This is a genomic window from Mesorhizobium sp. C089B (genome assembly GCF_030323125.1).
Classification (GTDB): Bacteria; Pseudomonadota; Alphaproteobacteria; order Rhizobiales; family Rhizobiaceae; genus Mesorhizobium.
Window position 1 is genome coordinate 1,604,016 of sequence record NZ_CP100469.1, and the last position, 18,610, is coordinate 1,622,625.

An 18,610-nucleotide genomic window follows, 5' to 3' on the forward strand; every position below is an offset into this window, starting at 1 on the left:
TTCCGGTTTTTCTATGCGATTCCGCCGCTGCCGTAACCGGCAATTGAATGGGCCACAGCCCGCTGGACCAACAACAACGGGGGTCAGACCCCCAGCGACTTCAGTTTCCGGTGCAGCGCCGAGCGCTCCATGCCAATGAATTCGGCCGTCTTCGAGATGTTGCCGCCGAAACGGTTGATCTGGGCGATCAGATAGTCCTTCTCGAACTGTTCGCGCGCCTCGCGCAGCGGCAGCGCCATGATGTGCTGGTCGGACTGGTTCGGCGTGCGCGGCATGACATCGCCGATCTCCGACGGCAACAGGTCGGCGGTGATCGGCGCATCGATATCGTCGCCACGCGCCAGGATCATCAGCCGTTCGACATTGTTGCGCAGCTGGCGGACATTGCCCGGCCAGTTGTGCGCCTGCAGCACGGCAAGCGCATCGTCGCCGATGCGGCGCGGCTTGATACCGGCCTGGCGAGCGATCTGCTTCATGAAATTGTCGACGAGGTAGGGAATGTCCTCGCGTCGCTCGGCCAGTCCCGGCACCATGACCGGAACCACCGCCAGGCGGTGATAGAGGTCTTCGCGAAAACGGCCGTCGGCGATCATCGCCTCCAGGTTCTGCGAGGTCGAGGAGATGATGCGGACGTCGACCTTGACCCGCTTGGTGCCGCCGACCCGCTCGAACTGCTGTTCGACCAGCACGCGCAAAATCTTGTTCTGCGTCTCGCGCGGCATGTCGGCCACTTCGTCGATGTAGAGAATGCCGCGGTGCGCCTCTTCAAGCGCGCCGACCTTGCGCTCGGTGCCGTTCGATTCGGTGCCGAACAGCTCGATCTCCATGCGCTCGGGCGTGATGTTGGCCGCGCTCAGCGTCACGAACGGCGCGCCCTTGCGCGTCGACAGCGTGTGGATGGCGCGCGCGGCGAGCTCCTTGCCCGAGCCGGACGGACCGATGATCATGACGCGGCTGTTGGTCGGCGCCACGCGCTCGATGGTCTGGCGCAGCTGGCTCATCGCCGACGACATGCCGATCAGGTCGAAGGTTTCGCCGCTGCGCTGCTTGAGGTCGGACACCTCGCGCCGCAATTTCGAGGTTTCGAGCGCCCGCTCGGCGATCAGGATCAGCCTGTCGGCCTTGAACGGCTTCTCGATGAAATCATAGGCGCCGCGGCGGATGGCCGACACCGCTGTCTCGATATTGCCGTGGCCGGAGATCATCACCACCGGCAGGCTCGGATGCATCGTCTTGATCTCGTCGAGCAGCGCCAGCCCGTCCAGGCGCGAGCCCTGCAACCAGATGTCGAGGAAAATCAGCCGCGGCGCCCGGTCGGCGATTGCCGCGAGCGCGCTGTCGGCATCGAATGCCGTGCGGGTTTCATGCCCTTCGTCGCTCAATATGCCCGCGACGAGTTCACGGATGTCTTCCTCGTCATCGACGATGAGAATATCAGACGCCATTACCGACCTTTTCAGTTTCTCGTTCGTGTTCCGTTTCGCCTTGACCGCGTGGCGGCGCGGTTGCGGCAGCTGGCGGCAGGATGATCGAGATCATCGCGCCGCGTCCACCGTGGAAATCCGCGGGCGCATCGTGCAATTCGAGCCGCCCGCCATGGTCCTCCACGATCTTCTTGACGATGGCGAGACCGAGCCCGGTGCCCTTCTCGCGCGTCGTCATGTAGGGCTCGAGCAGCCTTTGGCGGTTCTCGCGCGGCAAGCCTTTGCCATTGTCGATGACGTCGATTCTGATCGCGCCATTCTGCCGGGCAGCTTGAATCCGGATTATGCCGTGCGAACCGTCCTTTTGTTCCAGCCCGTCAATCGCCTCGGCCGCGTTCTTGATGACGTTGCCGAAAGCCTGCGCCATCAATCGGCTATCGAACGTGCCCTTGAGCGGTTCGTTGCCGAACACGCGTTCGAAAGCAATGTCGGCGCGGCTGACTTCGACCAGGAACGACGCCTCGCGCAGCGATTCACGCAGATCGATGGCTTTCATCTCGGGCTTGGGCATGCGGGCGAAAGCCGAGAACTCGTCGACCATGCGGCCGATATCCTCGACCTGCCGGATGATCGTGTCGGTGCACTGGTCGAAAATCTCGCGGTCCTCGGTGATGACCTTGCCGAAGCGTCGCTTGATGCGCTCGGCCGAGAGCTGGATCGGCGTCAGCGGGTTCTTGATTTCATGTGCGATACGCCGCGCCACATCCGCCCAGGCCGACGAGCGCTGTGCCTGGACCAGATCGGTGATGTCGTCGACAGTCACGACGTAGGATTTCTCCTCCTCGCCGTCGTCGCCGGCCTCGATGGTGATCTGCACGTTGAAGGTACGCTCGGCGCCGGTGCGATAGAAGGTGACCTGCTCGCGATAGACCGGCTTGCCGGATTTGCGGCCGATCTCGAAGACACGGCCGACATGCGGTAGCACGGCGGACAGGTTCTGCCCCAGCGCCGCCGTGGCCGATATGGCCAGCATCGTTTCGGCCGATTTGTTGACGATGGAGACGATGCCGTAGGGATCGACGCCGATGACGCCGGCGGTGACGCCGGCCAGCACCGCTTCCGAGAAACGACGCCGTTCGTCGATCAAATCCTTGGCCGACAGGATCTCGTTGCGCTGCGATTTAAGCTCCAGCAGCATCTTGTTGAACGTATCGCCAAGCGAGGCGACATCGCCGTCGGAAGGCCGTACCGGCACGGCGACATCGAGATTGCCGGTCGCAACCTCGTCAGCCGCGCCGATGAGTTGACGGATGGGCCGCACCAGACGGTCGGCCACCGCTATGCCGGTCCAGATGGCCGACAGGATGATGATCAGCGTCAGTGACAGATAGGGCAGCGCGAACGCCACCTGCGACGTCCGCCTGTTGTCTTCCAGGCCGCGATATTCGGCGGTGTTGGACTGGACGATCGCCCTCGCCTTGATCACTTCGGGGTCGACCAGGCGATTGGTGTAGAGGTAGAGGCCTTCGATCTCCCGCAGCTTGATGATGGCGCCCATGATGTTGCGCGTCTTCGGCTCGATCAGCACCGGTTTGCCGTCGGCCGCGGCGCTGACCGCGCCCTCCGGCGGTGGCGGCATAGAGAAATCCGCATCGGTCTTCGCGCTCATGACAAAGGAGCCGTCTTCCCTGACCAGCGCCGCATGCACCAGGCTCCTGCCCACGGCTTCCTTGTTCATCAGGTCGAGAAAGCCGGTTCGATCGAGGCCGTAAAGCGTGCGCGAGGCGTCGAGATCATAGGCCATCGACAGCGTCGTGCCCTGAAGATTACGAGCGTTTTCCTGCACATAGGCGTCGGCGATCGACAGCGACGAGTTGACGATCGCCTTGGTGCGGATTTCGAACCAGCGGTCGAGGCCGATATCGAGCGTGATCGAGGCAATGATGGCCACCATGATGGCGGGGATGGCCGCGACCAGCGCAAACATCGTCACGATGCGCACATGCAGCCGTGACGCCGCCTTGCCGTGCCGGCGCGCCATGGTGATGCGATGCACCTCGCGGCCGACCAGAGCAATCAGCGCCAGCACAAATAAGGCATTGGCCGCAATCAGCGTCAGCGTTGTGTTTGCGTCTGGCGTGATCGGCGTGGCGCCGACAAGAATCGCAAACGAGATTGCCGCCGTAACCAGCGCGCCGGCAATTGCCACAACGCCAGGCAACGCAAGCAGCCGCCGTCCATCCCTCTGGCCGGGTCTGCTGAAAAGCGGTTCGTTTGATGTGAGAGCTTGCGAAGCCATGTCGCCGTCTAAGAGCCAGTGATTGCGTTGGATGTATGCAACGCATTGTGGCGATTATGCAACAAGTGTGGCCGTGACGGAAATCTTTCGGCCGCCGATCCCCTGAAAAGGGGATGACCTCGCGTCACTTCGGGCAGCAGGCGCTCATGATCTCGACGATTTGTACACGTTGACACCCAGCTCGCGAATCTTCTTGCGCAACGTGTTGCGGTTGAGGCCCAGCAGTTCGGCGGCCTTGATCTGGTTGCCGCGGGTTGCCGTCATCGAGGCAAGGACCAGCGGATATTCGACCTCCGACAAGATGCGTTGATAGAGACCTGCCGGCGGCAAATCACCGGCAAAAGAGGCGAAATAGCGCTGCAGGAAGTGCTCCACCGCCTGGCCGATGGATAGATCGTCCGGGATCAAATTGCCGCCGCCGGGAATGACCGGCCTTTCGCCTGTCTTCAGTTCGGCCTCGATGATCTCGGCTGATATTTCGTCCTGCGAATAGAGCGCCGCAAGCCGGCGCACCAGGTTTTCCAGCTCGCGCACGTTTCCCGGCCACGGATAGCGCTTCATCAATTCGATGCCGCCGGTCGAAATGCGCTTGGTCTGCAAGCCTTCGCTGGCGCCGATCTTGAAGAAATGCCGCACCAGATCGGGAATGTCTTCCGATCTCTCACGCAAGCCAGGCAGCCGAAGCGGCACGACATTCAGGCGATAGAACAGATCCTCGCGGAAAAGCCCCTGGTTGATCAGCGTGCGCAGATCCTTGTTGGTGGCGGCGACGATGCGCACATCGGTCTTGATCGGGGTGCGCCCGCCGACAGTGGTGTATTCGCCTTGCTGCAGCACGCGCAGCAGCCGCGTCTGCGCCTCCATTGGCATGTCGCCGATCTCGTCGAGGAACAGCGTGCCGCCCTCGGCCTGCTCGAAGCGGCCTGTCGAGCGGTTCTGTGCGCCGGTGAAGGCACCCTTCTCATGACCGAACAGTTCCGATTCGATGAGGTCGCGCGGGATTGCCGCCATGTTGATGGCGACGAACGGACCGCCTCGGCGGCGGCCATATTCGTGCAGCGCGCGCGCCACCAATTCCTTGCCGGTGCCGGACTCGCCCGAGATCATCACCGTCAGATCGGTCTGCATCATGCGCGCCAGCATGCGGTAGATGTCCTGCATGGCGGCCGAGCGGCCGACCAGCGGCATGGCGTCAGGCTGTTCTTCCGGTCGCGTATCGATCTTCGGTCGGCGCGGCTCTGACAGCGCACGATTGACGATGTTGAGCAGCTCGGTCAGGTCGAACGGCTTCGGCAGATATTCATAAGCACCTGTTTCGGAAGCACGAATCGCCGTCATGAAAGTGTTTTGCGCGCTCATCACGATGACCGGCAGCTCCGGCCGGGCCTTCTTGATGCGGGGCAGCATGTCGAAGGCGTTCTCGTCCGGCATGACAACGTCGGTGATCACCAGATCGCCCTCGCCCGCCGCCACCCAGCGCCACAGCGTCGAGGCGTTGGAGGTCACGCGCACCTCATGGCCGACGCGCGACAGCGCCTGATTGAGCACGGTGCGGATGGCCGCATCGTCGTCGGCGACGAGAATATTGCCGCGAACCGTCATTTGCGGTCTCCTTCGCCTTCATCATCGGCAGTGTCGATGGGTGTTTCTTTCCAGGCCGGCATCAGGATTCGGAAGGTGGTGCCGCGCGGCGTCGAATCGCATTCGATGATGCCGCCATGCTCGCCGACGATTTTCGCCACCAGCGCCAGGCCGAGCCCCGAGCCGTTCGGCTTGGTGGTGATGAACGGATCGAACAGGATCGGCAGAATGTCTTCCGAAACGCCGGACCCATTGTCGCGCACGCAGAATTCAAGCGGTAGCGACACGCGGTCCTGGGTTCCGGGAACGGAAACGCGGATGCCCGGCCTGAACGCGGTCGACAGCACGATCTCGCCCTGCGGGTCGCCGCCGATCGCCTCGGCAGCGTTCTTGACCAGGTTGAGAAACACCTGGATCAGTTGGTCGCGGTTGGCGAAAACCGGAGGCAATGATGGATCATAGTCCTCCAATATCCTGATTCTCTTGGCAAAACCGTTCTTCGCGATTGCCTTCACATGATCCAGCACGACATGGATGTTGACAGGATAGCGGTCAATCGGCCGCTCGTCGGAAAACACTTCCATGCGGTCGACGAGGGAGACTATGCGATCAGTCTCGTCGGTGATGAGGCGGGTCAGCGCGCGATCCTCGTCGGACGCCGAGAGTTCGAGCAGCTGTGCGGCGCCACGTATGCCGGACAGCGGGTTCTTGATCTCATGTGCCAGCATGGCGGCAAGGCCGGTGACCGAACGCGCGGCACCCCTGTGTGTCATCTGCCGGTCGATCTTGTCGGCCATCGAGCGTTCCTGGAACATCACCACGATCGAGCCTGGGAATTCCGGCACCGGCGCGACATAGAGATCGACGACCTTCTCGATGCCGAGACGCGGCGACGACACGTCGACACGGTATTCGTTGACCGGCGCACGGCGCTCGCGCACCTGGTCGACCAGTTGCAACAGCGGGCTGCCGAACGGGATCAGCTTGGACAGTGTGTTGCGTGCCAGCATGTTGGCGCTGGAGCGGAAGAAGTCTTCCGCGTCGGCATTGGCGTAGGTGATGAACCCATCGGGATCGACCATGATCACCGGACGGCGGATGGTGTTGAGCACGATATGGGCAGCATTTGCCATCTCGGTGCCCGGTGCAGCAGGCGCGTTCATGCAGCGCTCCGCATGGATGCGGCCTCGCCCCCGCCGGAAAACACCTCACGCAGCACGGCCATGACGCGGGCGGGCTCGAACGAGGTGAGGATGGCTTTGCGCCCTTCATTGGTGACGCCCACAGCGTGGCGATCGAGATACCAGCCGAGATGCTTGCGCGCCTGGCGCAAGCCACTTTCGACGCCGTAAAGCGTCAGCATGTCTTCGTAGTGGGAAACGATGTAGTCCGCCATGGCTTGCGGGCTTTCCGGCACGCCGGAGGGCGCGTTGCCCGCAGCCGTTGCCGCGATGTGGCCCGCCGTCCATGGCGCGCCATAATGCGCGCGGCCGATCATCACCGCGTCGGCGCCCGACTGTTCAAGGATTTCGGCGGCCTCCGCGGGCGAGCCCACATCGCCATTGGCGACGACCGGGATCGAGACGACGTCCTTGATGCGGGCGATGGCGCCCCAATCGGCCTTGCCTTGATAAAACTGGCAGCGCGTGCGCCCATGCACGGTCACCATTTTAACACCGGCCTCTTCGGCGCGGCGCGCCAAGACGGGTGCATTGAGCGCATTGTCGTCCCAGCCGAGCCGCATCTTGACCGTGACCGGCACCTGGACCGCGCCGATCACCGCTTCGATCAGCGACAGCGCGTGGTCGAGATCGCGCATCAGCGCCGAGCCGGCATAGCCGCCGGTCACCTTCTTGGCCGGGCAGCCCATATTGATGTCGATGATGTCGGCGCCCTCGCCGGCAGCGATGCGCGCGCCCTCGGCCATGTGCTCGGCCTCGCGGCCGGCAAGCTGGACCATATGGACGGGCAGCCCGGAATGACGGATGCGCAGGTCGCAGCCGGCCCTGCCCTTGGCAAGCTCGCCGCTCGCCACCATTTCCGACACGACCAGGCCCGCGCCATGCGCGTAGGTGCGCTGCCGGAACGGCTCGTCCGTTATTCCCGACATGGGCGCGAGGAAGACGCGGTTGCGGATCGTCACGCCGCCAATGTCGAGCGGCGAAGCCAATTTTGTCACTTCAGGCATGCACAAAAACCAAGCATATCGGATTGCTGCACATTCTCTAGCCATAAGAAAGGCATTGTGCAACGCGCAATGACGTCACATTGCGGCGCATTTGGGAAAATGCTGGCCTTCGCCATAAGCCGCGACTAAGCCTCTCGGCATGACAGACGCAAGCGAAAACCGGCCGAGGCGACGACCGACAAGGTCGGCGTGGTCATCGTTGCAGCCGGCCGCGGCGCGCGTGCCGGACAGGCCGACGGGCCGAAGCAATATCAGCGCATCGGCGGCCGTGCCGTTATCGCGCGCACGCTGGAGACTTTCCTGGCGCATCCCGAAATTGGTCCCGTCGTCGTCGCGATCCATGCCGATGACCACGCGCTTTTCGACAAGGCAGCCGGCGTATATGCCGAGCGGGTTACCGCCGTGGTCGGTGGCGAGTCGCGCCAGGCCTCGGTCCGGCTCGGCCTGCTGGCGCTGAGGGAACGTACGCCCGGCCGTGTCCTTGTCCATGACGCGGTGCGGCCGTTTGTCGACACGGCCCTGATCGACCGTATCATCGCCGCCATTGGCGAGCGCCAGGGCGCGCTGCCCGCTTTGCCCGTCGCCGATACGCTGAAGCGCGAGTCGGCCACCGGCATGATCGAGGAGACGGTGCCAAGGGCCGGCCTTCATGCCGCGCAGACGCCGCAAGGCTTTCCGTTCTGGCCGTTGCTCGCCGCGCACGAAAAAGCCCATCATCTCGGCAAGACGGATTTCACCGACGATGCCGCGATCGCCGAATGGGCGCATATTCCGGTGAAAATCGTTCAGGGGTCGCCGGACAATGTCAAACTGACCTGGGCAAGGGATATTGCGATGGCGGATCAGCGGCTTACTGGCGAGCGTTTTCCAGACATTCGCACCGGCAATGGCTATGACGTGCACGCCTTCGAGGCAGGCGACCATGTCACTCTGTGCGGCGTCGCCATTCCGCACGGCAAGAAGCTTTCGGGACATTCGGATGCCGATGTCGGCCTGCACGCGCTGACCGATGCGCTGCTCGCCACTTGCGGCGCCGGCGACATCGGCACGCATTTCCCGCCTTCCGATCCGCAATGGAAGGGCGCGGCGTCGAAGATCTTCGTCGAGCATGCGGCCAGGTTGGTGCGCGAACGTGGCGGCCGCATCGCCAATGCCGACATCACGCTGATCTGCGAGGCGCCGCGCGTCGGCCCGCATCGCGAGGCCATGACCAACGCGTTGTCGGCGATACTGGGCATTTCCAGCGATCGCATCTCCATCAAGGCGACTACCAACGAAAAACTCGGCTTTGTCGGCCGCGAGGAAGGCATCGCCGCCATCGCCACAGCCAGTGTCGTCTTCCCGGGGAGGTTCCCGCATGAACAACAGCGATCTTGCCAACGCCCTGCTCCAGGTCTGCCAGCAGCGCGGCATCATGCTGGCGACGGCCGAGAGCTGCACCGGCGGCATGATCATCTCGGCACTGACCGACATTGCCGGCTCGTCCGCTGTCGTCGATCGCGGCCTCATCACCTATTCCGATGAAGCAAAGATGGAGATGCTCGGCGTCTCGCCCGCCACACTCGAGGCGCATGGCGCCGTCTCGCGCGAAACGGTTCTGGAGATGGCGGCGGGCGCTCTGGCGCGCTCGCGCGCCGGGCTGGCGCTTGCCGTCACCGGCATTGCCGGCCCAGGCGGCGGTTCGCCGGAAAAACCGGTCGGCCTCGTCTGGTTCGGAGTTGCCCTAAGACGTGGGCCGGTGGCTGCCGAGCTCAATATGTTTGCCGACAATGGCCGCGACTTCATCCGCCGCGAGACGGTCAAGCATGCGCTGGAGATCGGGCTGCGCGCGCTCGGCGACACTCATGAGATGGGCGTCGTTCCGTAGATGACGTCCGCACGTTTTTCGAAGGCTTCGGAAAACATGCGGAAGGCGCGATCGAACATGGTGCCCATCACCACGCCGAGGATGCGGCTCTTGAACTCGTAGTCGATGAAGAAGCGGACGTTGCAGCCGCCGCCGTCGGCCGGCTCGAAGCGCCAGATATTGCTGAGATATTTGAACGGTCCATCGATGTATTTGACATCGATTGTGTTCTCGTCCGGCTTCAAAAGCACCTGCGTCGTAAAGGTCTCGCGGATCGCCTTGTAGCCGATGCTCATATCGGCGAGGAGAATGGTGCGGCCGTCACGCTCCTTGCGCGAGCGCACCGTCAGCGCCTCGCAAAGCGGCAGAAATTGCGGATAGGTCTCGATATCGGCGACCAGAGCAAACATCTGCTCCGGCGTGTGGGCAACGCGGCGTGTGGCTTCGAATTTCGGCATTGAAGCAGGATTTAACTGGCTTTTTGAGCTGCGCCTCACGCGCGGCCCGCAGCCTGGCGAAATCGTCGCCGGCGTGGTGCGAGGAGCGCGTCAGCGGGTTCGACGCCACCAGCAGGAAACCCTTGGTCTTGCCGATCGTCGCGAAGGAGCTGAATTCCTCCGGCGTGACGAAGCGGATCACCGGGTGGTGCTTCTTCGACGGCTGCAGATACTGGCCAATGGTCATGAAGTCGACATTGGCCGAGCGCAGGTCATCCATCAGCTGCAGGATCTCGTTGCGCTCTTCGCCGAGGCCGACCATGATGCCGGACTTCGTGAAGATCGACGGGTCGAGCTCCTTGACCCGCTGCAACAGCCGGATCGAGTGGAAATAGCGAGCACCCGGCCGCACCGTCAGGTAGTTCGACGGCACGGTTTCGAGATTGTGGTTGAAGACATCGGGCTTGGCCGCCACGACGATCTCCAGCGCGCCCTCCTTGCGCAGGAAATCGGGCGTCAGGATTTCGATCGTGGTCAAGGGCGTCGCTGCTCGGATCGCCCGGATAACCTCGGCGAAATGCTGCGCGCCGCCATCGGCGAGATCGTCGCGGTCGACCGAGGTGATGACGACATGGGTCAGCCCCATCTGCTTGACGGCATGCGCGACACGCGCCGGCTCATCGGCATCGAGCGCGGTCGGAATGCCGGTGGCGACATTGCAGAAGGCGCAGGCGCGCGTGCAGATCTCGCCCATGATCATGAAGGTGGCGTGCTTCTTTTCCCAGCACTCGCCGATATTGGGGCAGCCGGCCTCTTCGCACACCGTGACCAGCTTGTGCGACTTCACGATCTCGCGGGTTTCGGCATAGCCCTTGGACATCGGCGCCTTGACGCGGATCCAGTCGGGTTTGCGCAGCACGTCCTGGTCGGGCTTGTGCGCCTTTTCGGGATGCCGCAGGCGCGGCGCGTTGGCGATCGTGTCGAGGACGGTGACCATCTCAAACCTGACTTGTTGGCGTCTGCCCGTCGGCATTCGCCCTCCTGACGTCATCTAGGACTTTTCGGTGCAAAGAAAAAGGCCGCGGCGGCGCATGCCGCCACAGCCTTTTTCGCATAGCGGTAGTCTAGCGGCGTATCAGCCGCCCGGCAAAGATCAGCAGGCAGGCTCCGATGAAGCCGGTGATCAGGTAGGCGAGCCAGCCGACACCGAAGGGTTCGATGTTGAGCGCCCTGAGAATTGCGTTCAGCACCACCGCGCCGACAATGCCCATAATGATGTTCATCAAGACGCCGGTATTGCTCTTCATGACCATCTCGGCCAGCCACCCGGCCAAACCGCCGATGATGATGGCCGCAATCCAGCCCACGCCATTCACGTCCATATGCCAACTCCTCCAGTGTCAGGTGAAAATGCATCCGGAAACGAACTGTCTTGCCGTAAGGTTCCTCCGGCGCATGCGTCTGAGTCTCGCGGCAGCAATTTATCACGCGTTGAGCGCACGGCCATAGGCATCGAGCACGCTTTCCTTCATCATCTCCGACAGCGTCGGATGCGGGAAGATGGTGTGCATCAGTTCTTCCTCGGTGGTCTCCAGGTTCATCGCCACGACAAAGCCCTGGATCAGCTCCGTCACCTCGGCGCCAACCATATGCGCGCCGAGCAGCTGGCCGGTCTTCTTGTCGAAGATGGTCTTGATGAAGCCCTGGTCCTCGCCAAGCGCGATCGCCTTGCCGTTGGCGCCGAACTGGAAACGGCCGACGCGGATGTCCTTGCCTTCGGCCTTCGCCTTGGCTTCGGTGAGCCCGACCGAGGCGACCTGCGGGTTGCAATAGGTGCAGCCCGGGATCTTCAGCTTGTCTGTCGCATGCACGCCGGGGAAATTGGCGATCTTCTCGATGCAGACCACGCCTTCATGCTCGGCCTTGTGGGCGAGCATCGGCGGTCCGGCGACATCGCCGATAGCGTAGATGCCGGGAACGTTGGTCTTGCCATAGCCGTCAATGACGACGCAGCCGCGATCGGTCTTCACGCCGAGCGTCTCGAGGCCGAGATTATCGATGTTGCCCTGCACGCCGACGGCCGAGATCATGCGGTCGGCGGTGATCTTCTCGACCTTGCCGTCCTTCATCTCGACATGGGCGGTGATCGAGTTGGCACCCTTCTCGACCTTGGTCACCTTGGCCTCGAGGATGATTTCATACCCTGCTTCTCGAACTGCTTCTGCGCGAATTTCGAGACCTCGGCATCCTCGACCGGCATCACCGCCGGCAACAGCTCGACCACCGTCACCTCGGCGCCCATGGTGCGGTAGAAGGAGGCGAACTCGATGCCGATGGCGCCCGAACCCATGACCAGCAGCGACTTCGGCATCTCCTTCGGCACCATCGCCTCGAAATAGGTCCAGATCAGCTTGCCGTCCGGCTCGATGCCGGGCAGCGCGCGCGGCCGGGCGCCGGTGGCGAGAATAATGTGCTTGGCGGTGTAGGTCCCTCGCCCTTGACGCCCTTGGGCACCGGCGGCTGCGGCTCCATCGGTTTCTTGGCCGTCTTGGAGACGACGATTTCACCCGGCTTGGAGAGCTTGGCCTCGCCCCAGATAACGTCGACCTTGTTCTTCTTCATCAGGAAGGCGACGCCGCCATTGAGCCTCAACGACACTTTGCGCGAGCGGTCGACGACAGCGGCCGTGTCGGCGCTGACCTTGCCGCCTTCGAGCTTCAGGCCGTAGTCCTTCAGATGATCGGAATAGTGCATGATCTCGGCCGAGCGCAGCAGCGCCTTGGTCGGGATGCAGCCCCAGTTGAGGCAGATGCCGCCGAGATGCTCGCGCTCGACGATCGCCGTCTTGAAGCCGAGCTGGGCGGAGCGCACCGCCGTGACATAGCCGCCGGGGCCTGAGCCGATGATTATGACGTCGTAGGATTCAGCCACGGGGTTTCTCCCTGATTTTCTCTAGAGTTCCAGCATCACACGCACCAATGGCGCCAATGCGTCACCTATATTGCGCGTGTTTTCGGCATCGAGATGGACCCCGTCGATCGGTGTGGTCTCGGCCACCGTGCCGGCATCGAAAAAGCCGCAGCCGGCCTCGTCGGCGAGCGCGGAATATTGCGGCGCCAGCCGCTTCGAGGCCTCGTCGCCGCCGGCAAACATTTCCTTGAATTCGGCATTGTCGGTGCGGCTGACCGCTGGTGGCGCGACGATCAGGATTTGCGGCGCGGCCCAGTCGAACGGATAATCGTGGCCGCGCACGATGTCGATCAGCCGCTGCACCCCCTGCTTGGCCGCGACCGGATTGCCGTGGATCCAGGGCTTCATGTCGTTGGCGCCGAGCATGATGATGATCAGGTCGAGCGGCGCATGGCTGGTCAGGATCGTCGGCAGCACCTTGGCGCCATTGCGGTCGGCACCAGCCAGGTGATCGTCGAAAGCCGTGGTGCGGCCGTTCAGACCTTCGGCAATGACTTCGATATCATCGTCGCCCAACGCCGCCTTGAGCACGCTCGGCCAGCGATCTTCCAGCGCATGACGCCCGAGGCTCGCCGCGTCATAGCCCCAGGTCAGGGAATCGCCGTAGCAGAGGATCGTCTTCATGCACCCGCACCCGCCTCCGCCCTAAGCCCGCGCCGCACGCGCCATCCCACGAACAGCCACTGCACGATAACCGTGGCGATGCTTGGCAAAAACAGACCGGCGACAACGGGGAGATCGCCCGACCACTGGGCTTTGCCAGGCGGCTGCGAGAAGGTCCAGGCAATCAGCCCGATTCCGGCCAGCACGAACAACGAAACCCCAACAAGCCCCGTCAGGTTTATCGCCCTTTGCGGGTTTGGCACGAACTGCGCGATGAAAAACGCCACGGTCGCAACGATGGTGACCAGCGCCGAAACCATGAAGACCAGGATGTATTCGGAATTCGCATTGGTGACGATTGCCAGCCACAGCGCCACCAGCCCGCCGGCCAGGCCGGAAAGGATCAGGGCGAAAAGGCTGGTGACGAATTTCCGCACAGCCTTTTTCCTTCCTAGACCAGCATGCCCATCGGATTTTCGATCATGCGCTTGAAGGCGACCAGAAGTTCGGCGCCGAGCGCACCGTCGACGGCGCGGTGATCGGTCGACAGCGTCACCGACATGATATTGGCGATTCTGATCTCGCCATTCTTGACCACCGGCCGCTGCTCGCCGGCACCCACCGCCAGGATCGTCGCATGCGGCGGGTTGATGACGGCGGCAAAGTCCTTGATGCCGAACATGCCGAGATTGGAAACCGCCGTCGTACCGCCTTGATATTCCTCAGGCTTCAGCTTGCGGCTGCGGGCACGGCTCGCCAGATCCTTCATCTCGTTGGAGATAGTGGACAGCGTCTTTTCGTCGGCGTGGCGGATGATCGGCGTGATCAGGCCGCCGGGATCGACACGGCAACGCCGACATCGGCGTGCTTGTGCTTGACCATGGCGCTTTCGGTCCACGATGCATTGGCATCCGGCACCGCCATCAGCGCCATCGCCATCGCCTTGATCACCATGTCGTTGACCGAGAGTTTGTAGACGGGAGCCTCGCCCTTGTCGGTCTTCTTCGTCGGAGCAGCCGCATTGATCTGTGTGCGCAGCGCCAGCAGGGCATCGAGCTCGCAGTCGAGCGTCAGGTAGAAATGCGGGATGGTTGTCTTGGCCTCGACCAGGCGGCGCGCAATGGTCTTGCGCATATTGTCGTGCGGGACGAGCTCGTAGGATCCTTCGGCAAACAGCTTCAGTACCTGTTCGTCCGACATCGCCTTGGGTGCCGCAGCCGGAGCCGCAGGTGCCGGAGCGCCGGCAGGTGCGGCTTTCGCGGCCGGTGCAGCCTTGGCGCCACCGCCGGCAATCGCCGCCTCGACATCGGCCTTGACGACACGGCCATGCGGGCCGGTGCCACTCACAGCGGACACGTCGACTCCGGCATCCTTGGCGATGCGACGAGCCAGCGGCGAAGCGAAGGTGCGCTCGCCTGACGATTGGCTGATCTCCCCCCTTGTGGGGGAGATGGCCGGCAGGCCAGAGGGGGGCGCGACAGACTGAGAGGTCGGCGGGGCAGCGCCCCCCTCTGTCGACTTCGTCGACATCTCCCCCACGGGTGGGGAGATTGACGCCTTATCCTGCTTGGCATCGGCTTTCGCGGGCGCGGCATCGCCACCACCCTTTGCCGCCGCCCCTGCATCCTCGCCTTCGCCGGCCAGAATGGCGATCAGCGCATTGACCTTGACGCCTTCGGTGCCAGCCGGAACGACCAGCTTGGCGACGGTGCCCTCATCGACCGCTTCGACTTCCATCGTCGCCTTGTCGGTCTCGATCTCGGCAATCACGTCGCCCGGCGAAACCTTGTCGCCCTCCTTGACCAGCCACTTGGAAAGATTGCCCTCTTCCATCGTGGGCGAGAGTGCCGGCATGGTGATGTTGATTGGCATAGTTACTCTCCCTGCAAGCCAGCCGGGCTAACCACGGCAAGTTCTAGACGTTTGCCTTTGAATTCCTTGCCAATCGATCGGGCCAAGAAGAAATTCAAACAAAGGAATGATGCTACAAGCCCAAGGCATGCTCCCCCAACAGAGCTCAGTACCTGAATTGCCTCATGGCGAAGTCCAAAAAAACCGCCAATGAACCCAATGACGAACCCAACAATCGCGCCAGCAACAAGTCCACAAGCGATACTAGACAGGAAGCTCCGCCAAAATAGAGACCAAGCTATTCTCCTCACATCTGCCATCGTCGCCATTTCTGCCTCCCCCGCAAGAAAGACCGTCAGCGATACGTGACGGCTTTGACCGCCTCTATGACCTCGCCGACATTGGGCAAAGCCAGCTTTTCGAGGTTCGCCGCATAAGGCATCGGCACGTCCTTGCCGGCGATGGTGATGACCGGCGCGTCGAGGAAATCGAAGGCGCGCTGCGAAACCTGGTTGGCGATGTGGTCGCCGACCGAGTTCTGCGGGAAACCTTCTTCCACCACGATCAGGCGGTTGGTCTTTTTCACGGAGGCAATGACGGTGTCGAGGTCGAGCGGGCGGATGGTCCGGAGATCGATGATCTCGGCATCGATGCCCATGCCGCGCAGCTCGGCTTCCGCCTTGATGGCATAGGTCATGCCGATGCCGAACGAGACGATGGTGACGTCCTTGCCCTGCTTGTGAATGCGCGCCTTGCCGATCGGCAGCACGAAATCATCGAGCTTCGGCACGTCGAAGGACTGGCCGTAGAGGATTTCGTTTTCAAGGAAGATGACCGGGTTCGGATCGCGGATCGCCGCCTTGAGCAGGCCCTTGGCGTCGGCAGCCGTGTACGGCATCACCACCTTCAGGCCGGGAATATGGCTGTACCAGGCGGCATAGCACTGCGAATGCTGGGCGCCGACGCGGGCGGCCGCACCGTTCGGTCCGCGGAACACGATCGGTGCGCCCATCTGGCCGCCCGACATATAGAGCGTCTTGGCCGCGGAGTTGATGATCTGGTCGATCGCCTGCATGGCGAAGTTGAAGGTCATGAACTCGACGATCGGCTTCAGGCCGGCCATCGCCGCACCGACGCCGACGCCGGCAAAGCCGTGCTCGGTGATCGGCGTGTCGACGACGCGGCGCGGCCCGAATTCCTGCAGCAGCCCTTGCGTGATCTTGTAGGCGCCCTGGTATTCCGCGACCTCCTCGCCCATGACGAAGACATCGCCGTCGCGGCGCATTTCTTCAGCCATGGCATCGCGGAGCGCTTCGCGCACCGTGGTCGAGACCATCTCGGTGCCGGCGGGAATATCCGGATCGGCGGCAGGTTTGGCCGCCGGAGCGGCGGGAACTGCCTTCGGAGCCTCGCCGGCATCCTGGGGAGCCGCTTTTGTACCTTCCTCGGCTGCATCGGTCCGCTGACCGCCAGCGGAAACGGCATCCTGGGTGGAGGCAGGCTTGCCGCTCTTTTCGACATCGCCTGCACTTTCACCGTCCTGCAGCAACACGGCGATCACCGCGTTGACCTTGACGCCTTCGGTGCCGGCGGGAACCACGATCTTGCCGATCGTGCCTTCATCGACGGCTTCGACTTCCATCGTCGCCTTGTCGGTTTCGATCTCGGCGATGACATCGCCGGCGACGACCTTGTCGCCCTCGTTCTTCAACCATTTGGAAAGATTGCCCTCTTCCATGGTCGGCGAGAGAGCGGGCATGAGAATTTCGATCGGCATGTCCTTGCCCTCCCGTTACAATACGATGTCGGTCCAGAGCTCGGACGGATCCGGCTCTGCGTCGTGCTGGGCAAATTCGGCGGCGTCGGCGACGATGTCGCGGACTTCCTTGTCGATGTTCTTGAGTTCGTCCTCGGTCGCCCACTTCTTGGCCGTCAGCCGCACCTTGACCTGCTCGATCGGATCATGATCCGAGCGCATCTTCTGCACTTCTTCCTTGGAGCGGTATTTTGCCGGATCCGACATCGAGTGACCGCGATAGCGATAGGTCTGCATCTCGAGGATGATCGGACCGTTGCCGGCACGGCACCATTCGGTCGCCTGATCGCCGGCGGATTTGACCGCACGCACATCCATGCCGTCGACCTGAATGCCGGGAATCTTGAACGATGCGCCGCGATGCGAAAAATTGGTTTCCGCCGACGAGCGCGACACCGAGGTGCCCATGGCATAGCGGTTGTTCTCGATGATGTAGATCACCGGCAGCTTCCACAGCGAGGCCATGTTGAAGCTTTCATAGACCTGACCCTGATTGGCAGCGCCATCGCCGAAATAGGTCAGCGACACATTGTTGTTGTCGCGGTAGCGGTTGGCGAAGGCGAGACCGGTGCCGAGCGAGACCTGCGCGCCGACAATGCCGTGGCCGCCGTAAAAATGCTTCTCCTTGGAGAACATGTGCATGGAGCCGCCCTTGCCCCTCGACAGGCCACCACGGCGTCCGGTCAGCTCTGCCATGACGCCCCGCGGTGACAGTTCCATCGCCAGCATGTGGCCATGGTCGCGATAGGCGGTGATCATCTGGTCGCCGTTGATCAGCGACATCTTCATGCCGGTGACGACCGCTTCCTGGCCGATATAGAGGTGGCAGAAGCCGCCGATAAAGCCCATGCCGTAGAGCTGGCCGGCCTTTTCCTCGAAGCGACGGATAAGCAGCATGTGCCGGTAGGCGGCAAGCTCCTCGTCCTTGGTGAAGTCGGCCGGCTTGGGGGCGGAAAGCCCCGTTGATTTGGCGGATGTCGATTTAACGGATTTGGCAGGCGCTTTTTTGGCGGCGGTGGCCATGCATCACTCCCTGTTGGCGTCTCTTCGCGGACACTAAAGCAGACCATGTCTGCTCCGGGGAGGATCAGCTCCTCCCCACCGATTGGAAGGAAGCTAACATGCGAGACCGTGTTTCGCCATGCAGAAAAACGCATGGCTGGCATGCGCCTAAACGCCCAGAATCATTAGAGATAACAGCGATTAACCGAAATTCGGTTATTTCGAATTGGCCGGCAGCATGATGGTGATTTCATCGGGCTGGGACAGATTGAGCGCCCGGCGTGCCTGCTCGTCGAGCATATCCTTTTCGAGCGTGCCCTCATGCAATAGCTGGACGCGCCGCTCCAGATCGATCCGGCGCGCCTTGATGGCATCGTACTTGGCCTGCAATTCGATGGTCTGCGCTTCGAGCTGATATTTGGAATTGATGCCGAACTCGCCATGATAGGCATGGAAGCCGAAATAGGCCAGGAACGCCACGCAAAGCGACGGGATGATCAGCCGGCCGGTGTTTCTCTGCTTGTGCTGGCGTGTCCACATGGTCGCAATCCTTTGACCGCCATTTGTCGCTCGATTGTGCTTAATGGACGGTT

The 18,610-nt window shown here is 62.5% G+C and carries 14 protein-coding genes and 4 pseudogenes; 2 read left to right on the plus strand and 16 right to left on the minus strand.

Annotation, left to right across the window (positions count from 1 at the left end; translation table 11 throughout):
• Positions 1-83 precede the first annotated feature (83 nt).
• The 5 genes from ntrX to dusB all read right to left on the minus strand — a co-directional run bounded on the left by ntrX (position 84) and on the right by dusB (position 7,492).
• Positions 84-1,445 carry a nitrogen assimilation response regulator NtrX gene (gene ntrX / locus NLY44_RS08095; protein ID WP_023668929.1) on the minus strand — a complete coding sequence of 454 codons (1,362 nt, stop codon included), beginning with the start codon at positions 1,443-1,445 and terminating at the stop codon, positions 84-86.
• Entirely contained in the window at positions 1,435-3,723 is a 2,289-nt protein-coding gene (locus NLY44_RS08100; RefSeq protein WP_023668928.1) for a sensor histidine kinase NtrY-like, read from the minus strand. The genes ntrX and NLY44_RS08100 overlap by 11 nt, the downstream gene beginning before the upstream one ends.
• Positions 3,724-3,867: 144 nt before the next feature.
• The gene (gene ntrC, locus NLY44_RS08105) at positions 3,868-5,325 is read right to left on the minus strand and encodes a nitrogen regulation protein NR(I) (RefSeq protein ID WP_023668927.1); all 1,458 of its coding nucleotides are present in this window, start codon (positions 5,323-5,325) and stop codon (positions 3,868-3,870) included.
• Positions 5,322-6,467 (minus strand): two-component system sensor histidine kinase NtrB, encoded by a 1,146-nt coding sequence (locus NLY44_RS08110; RefSeq protein WP_023688458.1) that lies wholly within the window; start codon positions 6,465-6,467, stop codon positions 5,322-5,324. The genes ntrC and NLY44_RS08110 overlap by 4 nt, the downstream gene beginning before the upstream one ends.
• Positions 6,464-7,492 (minus strand): tRNA dihydrouridine synthase DusB, encoded by a 1,029-nt coding sequence (gene dusB, locus NLY44_RS08115; protein ID WP_023682549.1) that lies wholly within the window; start codon positions 7,490-7,492, stop codon positions 6,464-6,466. The genes NLY44_RS08110 and dusB overlap by 4 nt, the downstream gene beginning before the upstream one ends.
• Before the next feature lie 139 nt (positions 7,493-7,631).
• Here dusB and NLY44_RS08120 point away from each other — a divergent pair.
• Together NLY44_RS08120 and NLY44_RS08125 are read left to right on the plus strand one after the other, a co-directional pair.
• A pseudogene (locus NLY44_RS08120) lies at positions 7,632-8,848 on the plus strand (bifunctional 2-C-methyl-D-erythritol 4-phosphate cytidylyltransferase/2-C-methyl-D-erythritol 2,4-cyclodiphosphate synthase); the annotation flags it as partial.
• Between the two features lies 1 nt (position 8,849).
• Positions 8,850-9,359 (plus strand): CinA family protein, encoded by a 510-nt coding sequence (locus NLY44_RS08125; protein ID WP_023682551.1) that lies wholly within the window; start codon positions 8,850-8,852, stop codon positions 9,357-9,359.
• Here NLY44_RS08125 and NLY44_RS08130 read toward each other — a convergent pair.
• The 11 genes and pseudogenes from NLY44_RS08130 to NLY44_RS08180 form a co-directional block, all read right to left on the minus strand.
• On the minus strand, positions 9,335-9,796 hold the full coding sequence (locus NLY44_RS08130) for a type II toxin-antitoxin system RatA family toxin (protein WP_023682552.1): 462 nt from the start codon (positions 9,794-9,796) through the stop codon (positions 9,335-9,337). The two genes, NLY44_RS08125 and NLY44_RS08130, sit on opposite strands and share 25 nt — an antisense overlap.
• Positions 9,797-9,815: 19 nt before the next feature.
• Positions 9,816-10,772 (minus strand): annotated as a pseudogene (lipA, locus tag NLY44_RS08135) (lipoyl synthase); the annotation flags it as partial.
• Positions 10,773-10,899: 127 nt separating this feature from the next.
• Positions 10,900-11,157: a GlsB/YeaQ/YmgE family stress response membrane protein gene (locus NLY44_RS08140; protein WP_023668920.1), complete on the minus strand. Its 258-nt coding sequence runs from the start codon at positions 11,155-11,157 to the stop codon at positions 10,900-10,902.
• A gap of 102 nt (positions 11,158-11,259) precedes the next feature.
• Positions 11,260-12,706, minus strand: a pseudogene (gene lpdA / locus NLY44_RS08145) (dihydrolipoyl dehydrogenase).
• Positions 12,707-12,727: 21 nt separating this feature from the next.
• Positions 12,728-13,369: an SGNH/GDSL hydrolase family protein gene (locus NLY44_RS08150; RefSeq protein WP_023682555.1), complete on the minus strand. Its 642-nt coding sequence runs from the start codon at positions 13,367-13,369 to the stop codon at positions 12,728-12,730.
• On the minus strand, positions 13,366-13,785 hold the full coding sequence (locus tag NLY44_RS08155; RefSeq protein ID WP_023668917.1) for a hypothetical protein: 420 nt from the start codon (positions 13,783-13,785) through the stop codon (positions 13,366-13,368). Before NLY44_RS08155 ends, NLY44_RS08150 begins: the two co-directional genes overlap by 4 nt.
• 14 nt (positions 13,786-13,799) lie before the next feature.
• Positions 13,800-15,220 (minus strand): annotated as a pseudogene (locus NLY44_RS08160) (pyruvate dehydrogenase complex dihydrolipoamide acetyltransferase).
• Between the two features lie 2 nt (positions 15,221-15,222).
• A complete protein-coding gene (locus NLY44_RS08165) occupies positions 15,223-15,528 on the minus strand; it encodes a hypothetical protein (RefSeq protein WP_031201696.1) in 306 nt (101 codons plus the stop codon).
• A gap of 26 nt (positions 15,529-15,554) precedes the next feature.
• Entirely contained in the window at positions 15,555-16,976 is a 1,422-nt protein-coding gene (locus NLY44_RS08170; RefSeq protein ID WP_023682558.1) for a pyruvate dehydrogenase complex E1 component subunit beta, read from the minus strand.
• A gap of 15 nt (positions 16,977-16,991) precedes the next feature.
• A complete protein-coding gene (gene pdhA / locus NLY44_RS08175) occupies positions 16,992-18,038 on the minus strand; it encodes a pyruvate dehydrogenase (acetyl-transferring) E1 component subunit alpha (protein ID WP_023668914.1) in 1,047 nt (348 codons plus the stop codon).
• 195 nt (positions 18,039-18,233) lie between these two features.
• Positions 18,234-18,557: an FtsB family cell division protein gene (locus NLY44_RS08180; protein WP_023805233.1), complete on the minus strand. Its 324-nt coding sequence runs from the start codon at positions 18,555-18,557 to the stop codon at positions 18,234-18,236.
• Positions 18,558-18,610: the final 53 nt, after the last annotated feature.

Excerpts from the sequence above, each read along its gene's own strand:
- NLY44_RS08170 (WP_023682558.1), bottom strand. The coding sequence starts at position 16,976 with ATGCCGATCGAAATTCTCATGCCCGCTCTCTCGCCGACCATGGAAGAG.
- NLY44_RS08180 (WP_023805233.1), bottom strand. The coding sequence starts at position 18,557 with ATGTGGACACGCCAGCACAAGCAGAGAAACACCGGCCGGCTGATCATC.
- NLY44_RS08125 (WP_023682551.1), top strand. The coding sequence starts at position 8,850 with ATGAACAACAGCGATCTTGCCAACGCCCTGCTCCAGGTCTGCCAGCAG.
- NLY44_RS08110 (WP_023688458.1), bottom strand. The coding sequence starts at position 6,467 with ATGAACGCGCCTGCTGCACCGGGCACCGAGATGGCAAATGCTGCCCAT.
- NLY44_RS08100 (WP_023668928.1), bottom strand. The coding sequence starts at position 3,723 with ATGGCTTCGCAAGCTCTCACATCAAACGAACCGCTTTTCAGCAGACCC.
- ntrC (WP_023668927.1), bottom strand. The coding sequence starts at position 5,325 with ATGACGGTTCGCGGCAATATTCTCGTCGCCGACGACGATGCGGCCATC.
- ntrX (WP_023668929.1), bottom strand. The coding sequence starts at position 1,445 with ATGGCGTCTGATATTCTCATCGTCGATGACGAGGAAGACATCCGTGAA.
- NLY44_RS08165 (WP_031201696.1), bottom strand. The coding sequence starts at position 15,528 with ATGGCGACGATGGCAGATGTGAGGAGAATAGCTTGGTCTCTATTTTGG.
- pdhA (WP_023668914.1), bottom strand. The coding sequence starts at position 18,038 with ATGGCCACCGCCGCCAAAAAAGCGCCTGCCAAATCCGTTAAATCGACA.
- NLY44_RS08150 (WP_023682555.1), bottom strand. The coding sequence starts at position 13,369 with ATGAAGACGATCCTCTGCTACGGCGATTCCCTGACCTGGGGCTATGAC.
- NLY44_RS08140 (WP_023668920.1), bottom strand. The coding sequence starts at position 11,157 with ATGGACGTGAATGGCGTGGGCTGGATTGCGGCCATCATCATCGGCGGT.
- dusB (WP_023682549.1), bottom strand. The coding sequence starts at position 7,492 with ATGCCTGAAGTGACAAAATTGGCTTCGCCGCTCGACATTGGCGGCGTG.
- NLY44_RS08130 (WP_023682552.1), bottom strand. The coding sequence starts at position 9,796 with ATGCCGAAATTCGAAGCCACACGCCGCGTTGCCCACACGCCGGAGCAG.